This is a genomic window from Clostridium zeae, from assembly GCF_017312485.1.
Taxonomy (GTDB): Bacteria; Bacillota; Clostridia; order Clostridiales; family Clostridiaceae; genus Clostridium_AR; species Clostridium_AR zeae.
In genome coordinates, this window is the sequence record NZ_BMBA01000001.1 from 883,605 (window position 1) to 896,246 (window position 12,642).

At 30.4% G+C, this 12,642-nt stretch carries 15 protein-coding genes; 3 read left to right on the top strand and 12 right to left on the bottom strand.

Annotated features, from left to right (window positions below):
- Positions 1-355: 355 nt before the first annotated feature.
- The 3 genes from J3477_RS04080 to J3477_RS04090 all read right to left on the bottom strand — a co-directional run bounded on the left by J3477_RS04080 (position 356) and on the right by J3477_RS04090 (position 2,038).
- Complete coding sequence (locus J3477_RS04080) at positions 356-664, bottom strand: nucleoside triphosphate pyrophosphohydrolase (RefSeq protein WP_206868283.1); 309 nt, start codon at positions 662-664, stop codon at positions 356-358.
- Positions 665-1,148: 484 nt separating this feature from the next.
- Positions 1,149-1,724, bottom strand: coding sequence for a DUF1700 domain-containing protein (locus J3477_RS04085; RefSeq protein ID WP_206868284.1), 576 nt, complete (start codon positions 1,722-1,724; stop codon positions 1,149-1,151).
- On the bottom strand, positions 1,721-2,038 hold the full coding sequence (locus tag J3477_RS04090) for a PadR family transcriptional regulator (RefSeq protein WP_183277995.1): 318 nt from the start codon (positions 2,036-2,038) through the stop codon (positions 1,721-1,723). The genes J3477_RS04085 and J3477_RS04090 overlap by 4 nt, the downstream gene beginning before the upstream one ends.
- Positions 2,039-2,317: 279 nt before the next feature.
- Between J3477_RS04090 and J3477_RS04095 the strand changes: the two genes are divergently transcribed.
- Entirely contained in the window at positions 2,318-2,881 is a 564-nt protein-coding gene (locus J3477_RS04095; RefSeq protein ID WP_206868285.1) for a hypothetical protein, read from the top strand.
- 139 nt (positions 2,882-3,020) lie between these two features.
- Here J3477_RS04095 and J3477_RS04100 read toward each other — a convergent pair whose 3' ends face one another.
- Both J3477_RS04100 and J3477_RS04105 read right to left on the bottom strand, forming a co-directional pair.
- Positions 3,021-4,379, bottom strand: a complete 1,359-nt coding sequence (locus tag J3477_RS04100) for a DUF6179 domain-containing protein (RefSeq protein WP_206868286.1) — start codon at positions 4,377-4,379, stop codon at positions 3,021-3,023.
- Positions 4,379-4,882, bottom strand: coding sequence for a DUF6323 family protein (locus tag J3477_RS04105; RefSeq protein WP_206868287.1), 504 nt, complete (start codon positions 4,880-4,882; stop codon positions 4,379-4,381). Before J3477_RS04105 ends, J3477_RS04100 begins: the two co-directional genes overlap by 1 nt.
- Positions 4,883-5,226: 344 nt before the next feature.
- Between J3477_RS04105 and J3477_RS04110 the strand changes: the two genes are divergently transcribed.
- A complete protein-coding gene (locus tag J3477_RS04110; RefSeq protein ID WP_206868288.1) occupies positions 5,227-5,607 on the top strand; it encodes a nuclear transport factor 2 family protein in 381 nt (126 codons plus the stop codon).
- 360 nt (positions 5,608-5,967) lie between these two features.
- Here the strand turns inward: J3477_RS04110 and J3477_RS04115 are convergent, their stop codons facing one another.
- Positions 5,968-7,158 (bottom strand): trans-sulfuration enzyme family protein, encoded by a 1,191-nt coding sequence (locus J3477_RS04115; protein WP_206868289.1) that lies wholly within the window; start codon positions 7,156-7,158, stop codon positions 5,968-5,970.
- Between the two features lie 319 nt (positions 7,159-7,477).
- Here J3477_RS04115 and J3477_RS04120 point away from each other — a divergent pair, with 319 nt between their 5' ends.
- Complete coding sequence (locus tag J3477_RS04120; protein WP_206868290.1) at positions 7,478-7,792, top strand: demethoxyubiquinone hydroxylase family protein; 315 nt, start codon at positions 7,478-7,480, stop codon at positions 7,790-7,792.
- A gap of 116 nt (positions 7,793-7,908) precedes the next feature.
- Here J3477_RS04120 and J3477_RS04125 read toward each other — a convergent pair whose 3' ends face one another.
- From J3477_RS04125 to J3477_RS26065, 6 genes are all read right to left on the bottom strand, one after another.
- The gene (locus J3477_RS04125) at positions 7,909-9,303 is read right to left on the bottom strand and encodes a DUF4179 domain-containing protein (RefSeq protein WP_206868291.1); all 1,395 of its coding nucleotides are present in this window, start codon (positions 9,301-9,303) and stop codon (positions 7,909-7,911) included.
- A 9-nt stretch (positions 9,304-9,312) separates the two neighbouring features.
- Positions 9,313-9,846 (bottom strand): sigma-70 family RNA polymerase sigma factor, encoded by a 534-nt coding sequence (locus J3477_RS04130; RefSeq protein WP_228731205.1) that lies wholly within the window; start codon positions 9,844-9,846, stop codon positions 9,313-9,315.
- A gap of 326 nt (positions 9,847-10,172) precedes the next feature.
- Complete coding sequence (locus tag J3477_RS04135) at positions 10,173-10,982, bottom strand: Cof-type HAD-IIB family hydrolase (protein WP_206868292.1); 810 nt, start codon at positions 10,980-10,982, stop codon at positions 10,173-10,175.
- A gap of 96 nt (positions 10,983-11,078) precedes the next feature.
- Positions 11,079-11,831 (bottom strand): DeoR/GlpR family DNA-binding transcription regulator, encoded by a 753-nt coding sequence (locus J3477_RS04140; protein ID WP_206868293.1) that lies wholly within the window; start codon positions 11,829-11,831, stop codon positions 11,079-11,081.
- Between the two features lie 72 nt (positions 11,832-11,903).
- Positions 11,904-12,149 carry a DeoR/GlpR family DNA-binding transcription regulator gene (locus J3477_RS04145; protein ID WP_228731206.1) on the bottom strand — a complete coding sequence of 82 codons (246 nt, stop codon included), beginning with the start codon at positions 12,147-12,149 and terminating at the stop codon, positions 11,904-11,906.
- Positions 12,127-12,276, bottom strand: a complete 150-nt coding sequence (locus J3477_RS26065; protein ID WP_228731207.1) for a hypothetical protein — start codon at positions 12,274-12,276, stop codon at positions 12,127-12,129. The genes J3477_RS04145 and J3477_RS26065 overlap by 23 nt, the downstream gene beginning before the upstream one ends.
- Positions 12,277-12,642 lie beyond the last annotated feature (366 nt).

Here is a 12,642-nt window from a genome sequence, read left to right on the forward strand (position 1 = left end):
TGAATATAGATATTATCTGGTTTTTCATAGTTGCAATTTTGCGGCAATATATATATCCTGGCTTTGTTTTATAGTATAGAACCCATTGATTTATTAACCGTTGATGGTACCAGATCACTCAGTTGGGCTTTATTTCTAGGGGATGTGTATCCAGTTTTTCTTAAATAACTGCAATTGCAAAAGGAATAACTAGGGCTTTTATCTAGATATATAGATGTGCCAATATTAAATTGAGAAGGTATGACTTTTACTTTTTTAAATTTTTCACGTAAAAAAGACTAACACTTTTTTTAATTGATGTTAGTCCTTTTTAATATATTTTATGTAGAGTTATCTGTTCCCAATTCAATTCCAATTACTTAGTAGACTTCAATACAATTCCATCCTTAAACCCACCACGTTCCTCTAGCTTTTTATTTCTCGCAGCTATTAATTCTTTCTCACTATAACCTAAGGCATCAGCAAGTCCAAAAAGTACTTCCATTATATCTGCTAATTCTTCTAGGTTTTTATCTTCTAAGTACTCGTTGACCTCTTCTTTTAGTTTCTCCTCTAAATATATGTATTTACTTTCCTTTGATACTATCTCTATCTCACATTCATTCCCCTGCTTCTCTATGATTTCGGGAATTTTATCTCTTACTAATTTGTTATATACCTTCATCTTCATGCACCTCTTCAAATAATCTCTATGTCTAATCATTGCCTATGGGATTATATTTCATTTCATCCACATTTATTATTATGTAAATTATACCACTAAAGGCTACTGAGATCTTCGTTTAAAATTTCATGGAAAGTGGCAGCAATTGCTATTATCGAAAATATAGATATAGGTTTCATAACTGAACTATTAAGTTATATGTGCGCAATGGTCCACATAAGCCGAGATTATAAAGCAAATATAACTTGCGTTTCTATATAGGAATCCTCAAATAATCTTATATTTATCTATTCATTTAAATATATAATCATCTGATTTTATAATTATAAAATCATATAATTATATAAATATATAGGAAACATGCGGCTTTAAGCAGATTCAACATATTTATATAAAAATAAAAAGCACATATCCGATGTGAACTGAGCCTATATAAATGTGCGGTTCACTACAGATTTGTGCTTGTAGGTTCTTTTCCTAATATTTAGTTAATTTTTACTCCGTCCTTATCTATCTTAAATTCCGGTCCGCTTATCCCCTTTGAATCAATGTTAACATCTTCTGCAGAGATTCCATCATCGTTAATAGTTAATCCAGGCATGCTGATTCCATCTTTATCAATGCTTATTCCGTCTCCATGAACGCCTGACTGATCAATATTTTTATCACCAATCCTTATCTGATTCACTGAAGCATTCTTAACACTGCTTCTATGACCTGAGAATATGGAGTGAATTGTAAAAATCATTATAATCATTCCAGCAGCTATAGCAAATACCCCTACTGATCTTCTCATATCACTATATTTAGAGATTGGCATTACCTTTACACTTTCATTTCTATATTCACTTAAACTATTTTTATCTTTAAAGGAATCCTTATAGCTATTGGCAATCTCTTTTGGGTCGCCTAGCTCCATGCATATTTCTTCGTCTGCCTTTCCATTTTCCTTTGCTATTCTAAAATGCTCTTCATAATCGTATAAGATCTCTTTCCGCTCAGATTCTGATACTTTATCTAGATTTACTTCCATTTCTCTCATAAATTCATCTTTTCTCATTCTTTATGCCCCTTTACTATATTATTCACTCCATTTACAAATCCAACCCATTCTTCTAACAATTCGTCTTTAGTTGTCTTTCCTAAGTCAGTTAATCTATAATACTTTCTTGGTGGCCCTTCTTGTGATTCTTTTAAATAAGTCTCAAAATATCCTTCGTTATTAAGTCTTCTCAATATAGGATATATAGTTCCATCAGAAATGGCTATATTCTTTGATATTTCATTTACTAACTCATAGCCATAACGATCACCTTCTGAAAGTATACATAAAACACATAATTCTAATATGCCTTTTTTTAATTGAGTATTCATCTTATGTCTTTCTTCCTTTATATGTATGATTTAAGAATAGTATATCACTCAGTACTGTTTATTGCAAGATACTGAATGAAAAAGTCAAAAGTATTAATATTGTAACGTAATTCAGATATAAATCTTAAATCATAAGAAGTTGTTTCTCTAAAACCTTTGTATATTTTTACAATAATTCTCTTTTATATGTAAATTAATTGTATATTATAGTATAATTTACATATGAGCTACTTCGAAGCAATAAAGCACTTCGAATTAACTAAAGGGAGGATATTAAATATGGGGTATTTAGGTTTATCAAATTTGATTTTACTGTTAGCAACAGGACTTATCGTCTATTTTTCATGGAATTACTTTAAGGGTATAGTCAGACAAAGAAAAATTAGTGTTCCAATTCATGTCTTTTTGCTAGGCATAGTGCCATTATTAAGTTTTTTTCTAATGTACATTGTAATTACTACGAGCTCTTTAGATTTCTTTGGATACATACTTTTGATATTATTTACATCTTGTTTGTTTATAAGTGTATGGATCTTTATTGGTTTTAATGGTGAATATAAAAAGGTTGAAATGTCAATGAATATAGTAGTTGGAATAGTCATGTTAATATTTATGATGCTGATGGGGCTCACAGAAATTCTACCAAACGACATACTCGCGTTTTGTTTAAGACCATTAATTTCAATGGGAAGCCGTTATGATATATGGAGTAGACCACCATATCAATTAGCCCATTTTGTGACTTTTGTTCTTTCGTTCCCTTATATCGCTTCATTTATTATTGGTAGAATTATCTTAAACTTTAGAAAATATAAAGGGGTAATGACCACTACAATTCAATAGTTATTATTGAAATACTAAATCCAATTATTCTTATAAAATTAATAAAAGGAACCCGAGGGTTCCTTTTATCTTTCTTATCACTTTTGCAATATTTTAAAACTTACAAAAAGACCTATTTTTATTGCAATAGTTTCGTCATCTATACTTCAATTCCCTCAGCCACTCTTAATAACTCTTCTCTCCTTAAAGCATTAAGGCTGTCTAAATATTCCTTCAGCTTTTTTTGCCATTCTTTTTCGCTTTCTGTTCCATACTCATTATCAAAAGCTTTACTAGTTGAAGTAGCTTTAATTAATAGAGCTATTTCAAAATCCTCTAACGCTTTGAATACTTCTATAAATTCATCCTCAAATATGCAGTCAGCTCCCAGTACATCCACTATATCTTTTAGACTGTGAATTTCATCTGTTATAATTTCTATCTTCTCTTCCACCCTATGGCAAGCTCTTATTTCCTCAGTTATCTGTCTAAATGAGCTATTACTTAAGCTTTCCCCATCCTCATATTTAAGAAAATTTTCTTCTGATTTCTTTAAGGTAATAAATACTCTTTCTAACTTATCAATTTTAATAGCATTTTCTATTTGAGGAATGATATCCTGTGCCGTTTCCTTTATATATTTAATAAGAACTTGATCTTCAATACAAAGGTTATCGCATAATGTTTCTGAAGCCATAAGAATTAACTTTTCTAACATTTCTTCAGGCAAATCTTTAATCATGCTGCAGATGTATGCCCTATCCCCTTCACTTATATCTAAAGATGTTCCAACCTTTCCCGTAAGAATGCACCCTATATAATTAGTTAGAGTAAGCTGAAATACATTGACCAGCATGTGAGAATACTCCTTGTTAAAGCCTTTTAATAAAGCTTCAATCTCTTTTGCGTCAAATAATGAACAAAACTTATTTTCAAGAATTACTTTGTTTAAATACTCTTCTATATATTCGATTCCCACCAGATTACGTACATCAACGGCAAGAGGATAATCTATAGAAGCTGGAGTTTCGTGGCTTGCAAATCTAATATCATAGTCTTTGAAAAACAGAGGAATTCCATAATCTATGGTATCTGTATAAGCAAAGGTTTCTACCCTTAGTCTAGTTTCATATACAGTATTTAATAGATTTTCGCATAGCTCAACCTTAGATTTCAGTATCTTTTCTCCTTCTGTGAATAATTGTTTAAGCTTTGTACTTTTAATTAGTTCTATATTTTCCTTTATTGTTGGCTGCTTTTTTAAACATAGTCCTAGGGTATAAGAAAATGATAGTATAATCTGTTCAGCCACTTCTTCTCTAACAGAAGAGCTTTCATCTCTTGTATAATAGCCAACTATTTCTGTAAGAAGCTCAAACATTTGAAGCTGGATAATCTCAAGTTCTCTTATGCTTAGCAAATTATTTGAATATGCTATCTGAAGCAGCGATTGAAAATAATGTTCTTTGCTTATTAAGCCTTTTAAGGACTCTTCTTGATTGATTATAAAGTTTTCCATTATTCTTCATATCCTTCCCCATCCATATAATCATCCATGTACTCTTCCATATCTTCTTTTAAATAATCATTGGCTCCGTACTTTACGTTGTGAACCAATTGGTATAAGTATCTGTACCTAAGTAAATCCAAATCCCCTCTGCATTTTTCATTAAAACAATCCTTCATGAACTGGATAAGATCGTCATCACTTATCTCCTCCAAGGTTTCGTTTTTGAAATAATAAAAAGCATCTACAAGATCAGTAATGGTTTCAACATAATTATGCTGGTGAATAAAGGGCGAATCACAAAAAGCAATGATAATCTTTTTTATTAGACCTCCTCCAAATTCTACTCTTCCATTGCTACTTAAAGCGGTGTTTCTTGTCTCCAAGATAGCCTTTATATCATTTTCTGAAAGCTTTAGTCCATATTCTAAAGTCTCCTCGTTAATCTGTTGAATTTCAGATAAGGTCTGCTTAGTTAAAATAGAATTTTTCATAAATATTAGACTTTTTTCCACAAATTAACCCCCTAAACTTTTTTAATTTTCCTATTGACTTTTATTTTTATTTATGTTATGATAAATATATACAGGTAATTTTAATATCATAATGTATAATTCTATCATTGCGCTTGTTGTAAGTCAATGATATTTTTTATGCCCTTTTTTACATTTCTTTGTGTCTCGTAAAGGTTTTTATTAAAAATATCTTTTCAGTTATTTACTATAAATCTCACAGTTCTAATCTTAAAAGTTTAGTTGCTGATTCTATTAACCCCTTATACTTAAGACTCTAATACAATTTGAAAAAGCATGTTAAAAACGATAAAGTTTTATATAGATATATTATCGGGAGGTAAAAAATGGACTCACTAGAAAGCTATATACTACAACTTGAAAATGATTTATTAAAACCTGAAATAAGACAATCCTCCGAAAAGACCAGTGAATTACTAGCAGATGATTTTACTGAATTCAGTAGTTCTGGATATGTGTATCATTATAAGAAAGGCGACAAAATAGATGATAGTGCTACCAAACAAAATATAAACTGGGAAATAAAGGACTTTTCAGCAGCGGAACTAAGTGATGATTGTATATTAGCAACATATAAGGTGATAAAGCATAACGAAGCAAATGAAGATAAAAAATATTCACTTCGTAGCTCAATATGGAAATGCTATAACGGTAAGTGGAAAATGTTTTTTCATCAGGGAACTTTAACTACTAAAGAATATATATAATTCTTTTTGTAACTTTACGTTAATAAAGATTTCCTATATCGAAACTTAATTTATACGTGCCCGAAAATCCCGGTTTCTAGGGATTTTCGGGCACGTATAAATTAATAGTTGAGTTAGTAACCCTATAAAGATGAACCACTTCAATCCTAAATCTATTTTCAAAACTTCTCAGGTTCCTGAGAAGTTTTGAAATATAAATTTAAGTAAGAAGTGGTTCATATACAGATAAATTTCTTCATATTTTAATTTCTCCGAATAAACATTCGGACAATCGTAGAAATCTTTTTTGGGAGTTTAAGGATTGAAGCAATTTATCTGCTCAGAAGAATATATATTTCATAGCTATTTTATTAAAAATAACTATAATTCAACCTTCTCAAGTGCCTGCCTAATATCTTCAATGATATCTTCAGCATCTTCAATACCTACGCTAAATCTAAAGAAACCTTCATGGAATTCTTCTGGATAAAGATATTGACGCTCATCATCTTCTCCTAAAAATACTATAAGACTTTCATCATGACCTAAGGATACTGCCGAAGTTATAACTTTAAGATGACTTACAAAGCGGTTATGAGTATCATGATCTGCTTTAAGACCAAAAGCCATTACTCCAGAGAAACCATTTTTCATCTGTTTCTTAGCTATATCATGGCCTTTATGACTTTCAAGCCCTGGATAAGCAACAAAGCGTATAGCTTCATGGCTTTCTAAAAACTTAGCTATCTTAAGTGCACTTTCATTGTGCTGCCTCATGCGAAGTGGAAGGGTTACAGCTCCTCTCATAATCATCCATGCATTGAAAGGACTAAGTACTCCTCCATTATTGATCATTGCTTCTGATTTTATTTTATCAATAAGCTCTTTTGAACCAATAACAGCTCCCCCCATTGCATCTCCATGTCCATTAATATATTTAGTTAAACTTTCCACGGAAAGGTCTGCACCAAGTTCAAGCGGTCTTTGATTATAAGGCGAAGCAAAGGTATTATCAACAGAAAGTAAAGCTCCTACACTATGAGCTATCTTTGCTATCTCTTCAATATCACTTATTTTTAAAGTAGGGTTTGCTGGAGTTTCTATATGAATTAGTTTAGTGTTAGGTCTAATCGCTTTTTTAACTGCCTCTAAGTCTGAGGTGTCTATAATTGTTGTTTCAATATTATATTTTTTAGGTAATAATTCGTTAAGTAAGCGGTAAACTGCTATATAAGTCACGTTTGAGAAAACAACATGATCCCCAGTCTGAAGCAAAGAGAAGAAAATTCCTGATAGCGCTGCAACACCTGAAGCTAAAGCCACACAGTCTTCTCCGCCTTCTAATACAGATAATTTTTCTTGTAAATACTGCTGATTTGAACCTCCATTACGAGTATAAAGTGCTTTTCCAGCACCACTCCAGTTTAACTCTGCTGGATCATAAGGCAATTCATAGCTGTTAGCCATGGTAAGTGGTCTTTTAATAGCACCAGTATCCTTGTCCACATCATTTCCAGCATGCACTGCCCTCGTCAAAAATCCATATTCTTTTCCATACTTTCTTTCACTCATTATTTAGCCCCCTTGTTTTGTATAAATCTTATTGCACTTCAGAATTCTCTTACTACCCATTAAGTTACATATTCTAAATAGCTCCCCAAAGTTTACATACTAAATCTATTTGAATACTTTGGTATATATGCTAATACTTTCTCTATTATTTGTCAATAAAAGGTACAAACTAAAAAATGCGCTTAACCACATACTTAAATTTATAGTTGTAATTATCTAATCAATGAATACAAATCCCTACTTTGTTAAAAGCTAATTATATGTTTTCGAATAAATTAGATTGAAATTGTAAATATAATATTGAAAAGGATGTGTTTTTATGGCATTACTAGGAAACCCTTTTATTGCAAATGTTCCAAGACAAATGACAAATGATGAATTAGCACAAGCCCTAAGAGTAGATATCGCAGGGGAACTTGAAGCTATTATTGGTTACGAGGCTCATGCAATGGCTACAAATGATGAAAGAGCTAAAAAAGTTTTGTATCATATTGCAGATGAAGAAAGAAGGCATGTTGGAGAATTACAACAGTTACTTTATATAATATGTCCAAAAGAAGCTGAAAACACTGAAAAAGGTAGACAAAAAATCCAAGATCAACAAGCTCATAATTTTCAATCACAACTACAATAACGTAATATTATAGTTAGAAATCCTTATCTGAAACATAAGTTGTATATCTTGAAAAATCGTCATAAAATAACCCCAAGACTATTTTAAAATTAGATTGTCTTGGGGTTATTTTTTATTTATTTCACATCAACAGTAAACTTTAAATCCTCTCTTACATCATATATTTTTTCTAAATCATCTGCTGTTATTGTATACTTTTTATCTTTTCTTAGTGGTTCTATCTCTGCTACAAATTTGTTGTTGCCAAGATCCTTTACACTATCTTTTTCTAAGCAATATTCTTTTCCGTTGTCATCTTTTACCTTCAAGCCATATGTTTGAAATCCTCGAAGAAGATTAGTGCATTCATAGTAAACTAAAGTCTTATCCTGAAGTAATTCAACCTTATTTATCTTGTAATCACCAAACTTTCCTTCAGATAAAACAGTAGTTTCATTTAAATTTAATTGAGTTGACTTACTCTCAAACGTATAAACTCCATCTGCATCTATTTTTACTTTATCCTTATAACCCTTAATGTGTGTCATTGGGATGAAGGTCACTGACTTAGTGTCATCATATACATTTTTAAAATTATATTGCCAGTACATCTTATTAGTATCAGCAGACCCAAAAGCTTCTGACCCTTTCTCTGATAAACTTTTTCCTTTATCATCAAAAATAATATATCTAGCCGACTCCTCTACCGACCCATTATCTGATTCAGTTCTTAAAACTGTATTCATAGGAGTAAAAATAACTTCATTTACTTTCAGATTAGGCACAATTTTTGATAAATCTATAGAAGTTTTCACAGATTTTACTTTTACTTTTCCTTTTATTTGATCCAAAGAAACCTTAAATTTAAAATCCCATTGTCCTTTTGTTCCATCAGAAAATTCCTTTATATTTAAATCCATTGTAAAATCATCTGGGATAACAACATCTCCACCTAAGATAAACTTTCTTTGTTCTTCTGGTAAATAATCATTGGATACATTAAAACTATCTACTCCAACATAAGTATTTTTATTTATGAGCTCCCCTGTACCACCAGATCCAAAGCTCGTGACCTTTCCATTGATTTTAAATTCTTTATCCATTATATGTGGTGAATTCTTAATTTCTTTTTCGCTTTCAACAGTGTAAGCAATACTTAGGTCTATTCCATCATAAGCTATACTATTTATTGTTACGGTTGTACCATTTGAAGTTTTTGATAGATTTAAATCTGAGCTGTACTTAACATATTCTTTATCAATAAAATTTCTGTCACTTAAAAACTGAAACACTGAGCCTATCACTGGCATACTACGTGCATATGCAGGAAAAGCAGCACTTAAACTTGTAACCACTACTACGGCAAGTACCGCAGCTGCAGCAGTTCTTTTAACTACTTTATTATTCTTTTTTCTTACAGGCAAATCCATTAAAGTTTGTTTTAGCTTTAAATCTAAATCCTCAGGTAATCTTAAAACTTCACCATTCGCCTTTTCCTTTAATATATCATCAATTAACAAATCATTATTCATATACATCCCCTACCTTTCCTTAAGCATTTCATAAAGTTTAGTTCTTGCCCTAGAAAGCCTAGATTTCACTGTTCCCTCAGGAATAGCTAATAGCTTTGCTATATCTTTTTGCGCAATATCTTCAAAATAGAATAGAATCGTTACTACTTTCAAGTCCTCTTCAAGTAAATTAACTGCATTAGTAAGCTCCATATTACTGTAGTCATCTGCAATAGCTATATCTGCGCTTACTTCCTCAATAGGCACTACCTTTTTTCTTTTTCTTAGTATGGAGTTGCATTCATTTATTAAGATTTTTATAAGCCAAGTTTTAAAAAACTTATCTTTTTTTAAGTAAACAATTCCTTCATAAGCTTTAATTATTGTATTTTGAATTGCATCTTCTATATCCTGTTTTTCCTTAAGCATGCTCAGTGCTATTCTATATAAAGTCACTTTATTATTTTCAATTATCCTGCTAAAGGCTTCTTTATCACCTTTCTTAGCAAGCTTTACATCTAGTTCTGAACTATTGGTATTATTTATTGTCGAGATAAATTCCAACTCATCTCCTCCTTACTGCGTTCTAAAAGTCTTAGCTAAGTACTCTTACATACATTAGATAAACTACTTACATGAAAGGTTCATAAAATTTTTTTTATTTCATTCTATACCTAAATTCTACAAAACAAATTCAATTCCTCCGAAACGAAAAAGCTATGCCGCGCACTTGAAATTACTAGATTTAGATAACAATAAAATTTTATACTTGCCTTACAATAAAAAATGCCTAGTGGATTTTCTCCACCTAGACACCTAAACTATATCACTCATATATAAAATTTATTACTTACGCAAGTTAATAATTATCGCTCTATAGATCAAGAATATTATAAATTAATGATATACTTTTCTAACGCTTTCCCTACTCCATCTTCATCATTTGTTAAAGTCACATCATTTGCATGTTTCTTTACATCCTCCGGAGCATTTCCCATAGCTACTCCTACCCCTGCATACTCTAACATGTCTATATCATTATAATTATCACCCATAGCTATTATCTCAGCTTTATTTATACCTAATTCCTTTTGCAGACAATTAATTGCAGATGTTTTAGATGCCTTAATCGGCATAACTTCTAAGTATGTTGATTTAGAGGGATATATGTTCAGCTCCACCGATTTGATATTTTCTTTTAATATATTTATTTCATCGGCACTTGACATACATAAAATCTTATTAGGACCTGTCCCTTCTTTTTTCCACAACTTGATTAACTCTTTGAAATCTATAATTTTCGGAGTAATATTTGTTATTTCACTTTCTTGTATAGCCCAATAGTCCATCTCTTCTATATACCATTCGTCGTCTTTATATAAACTAATGTGAATATTATGTTCTTTAACTAATTTATATATTTTCTCAAATTCTAAGACATTTATAAATTCTTTGGAAAGTACTTTGCCTTCTTTGTCTAAAATCAAAGCCCCACTGTAGCAAATAATTGGTTGTTCTATTTCAAGTTCTCTTTGTAAAAACTTTATTCCCTTCGGCATTCTAGCAGAAACTAATATCACAGGTATATTCTTTTTATTTGCAACTATATCGATTGCGGCTTTTACTTTCTCAGTAATTTTGTGATTAGAATTTAATAAGGTTCCATCAATATCTAAACATACCATTTTAAAATTATTCATAAACAAATCCCCCTAAAACATTTTACATTTATAACACTAACTTAGTTTTACAATATATAACTTGGATATCTTTTTTTGTCTAACAGATAACCTATCCTAAGCAATAATCAGTTGAATATCATAATCCTCTATAATCTTTGTAAAAGCAGAAGGTGGCATTTTATCAGTGATTATAACATCTATTTGATCCCAATTTATACCTTTATAATAACTTAAGCGTTTAAATTTCTCATATTCAGCAAGAACAATTACTGTATCAGCCTTTTTTGCAGCCGCTTGCTTAATAACAGCATCTTCTTCATCCACATAATAAATCCCATCTTGTGTTATGGATGCTGCTCCTAAGAATGCTATATCGAACCTTAATCCATCGATGTAATTTATCCAGTCGGCTTTATAAAAAAATCTATTTTTATTATTAAGAAGTCCCCCAATAGAATTAACTGATATATCTTTCTTTTCAGAAAGCACTTCAATATTATCTAGTGAATGGGTAAGTACCCAAATAGGTTTATTGATCTCTTTTGATAAAAAGTTTATTATTGTAGAAACATCGAAAAAATAATGCTTATCTTCCTCAATAAAATCTAAAGCTCTTTTTGCAATATCTCTCTTCTCCTCTGAATAGGCTTCAATTCTCTCTCTATACTCTTTAATGGTGTTTTTTAAAATTGGTAAGCTTATTCCTCCATGAGTACGAATCGCAGTTCCATTATCAATAAGCTTCAAGATATCACGACGCGCAGTATCTCTCGATACATTGAACATTTCACAAATATCATGAATAGACATTGTATTATGATCATTTAAATATTCTAATATTTTTAAAAGTCTTTCTTCCTGATACATTACTTCTCCACCTTATTTCTTAGTTTATTAAATATACAGTTCCTAACTCACCAATTAACTTATATCTTTTCACTACATGATAATTAAGCAATTAGGATTAATTTCAATGTTTTTTGTTTTTATAATATCTACAAAGAAAGCTACTGACAATGGATCAACAATAATAATATTTATTTTATCTAAAGCTAATCCTTTATAGTAATTATTAGTTTCATATTTCTGATGCTCAGCAAGTAAAATCACCTTTTTAGACCTTTTTATAACCTCTTGTTTTATAAAAACATCTTCTTCATCTTCATAATAAATTCCCTGTTCCATTGTTATGGATAAAAATCATAGCCTTTTCAACAATTTTTTCTTTCTCATCAATATTTAAATTTAATCTTTCTCTATATGACTGCATATTATTTTCGCTTGGATTTTTACAGCTAATTTCTTTATCCATGTAATCACCTCTATATTAACAATAAGCTTTTATAAGTAATAAGTCAAATATTTTTAAGTGATTATAAGTATTTTGTTTTTATTACATGCATAAAAACTATTTAAATTAAGTTTTATTCAATTTTTAATCTATGACACTTCCTACAATACATAAAAAGCACTTACGCTATGTATCAAATAAATGTTGGTAATATATCAAACTTTTAATTAAGCCCATATTCGAATTAACTTTTATTTGATCCTCAATTTATCATGCTTTCTACTACACATAAAAAGACACTTATGTTATGTATCAAATAAATGTTGGTAGGATATCAGACTTTTAATGAAACACATTTTCAAATCAACTTTTATTCGATTCACAAAT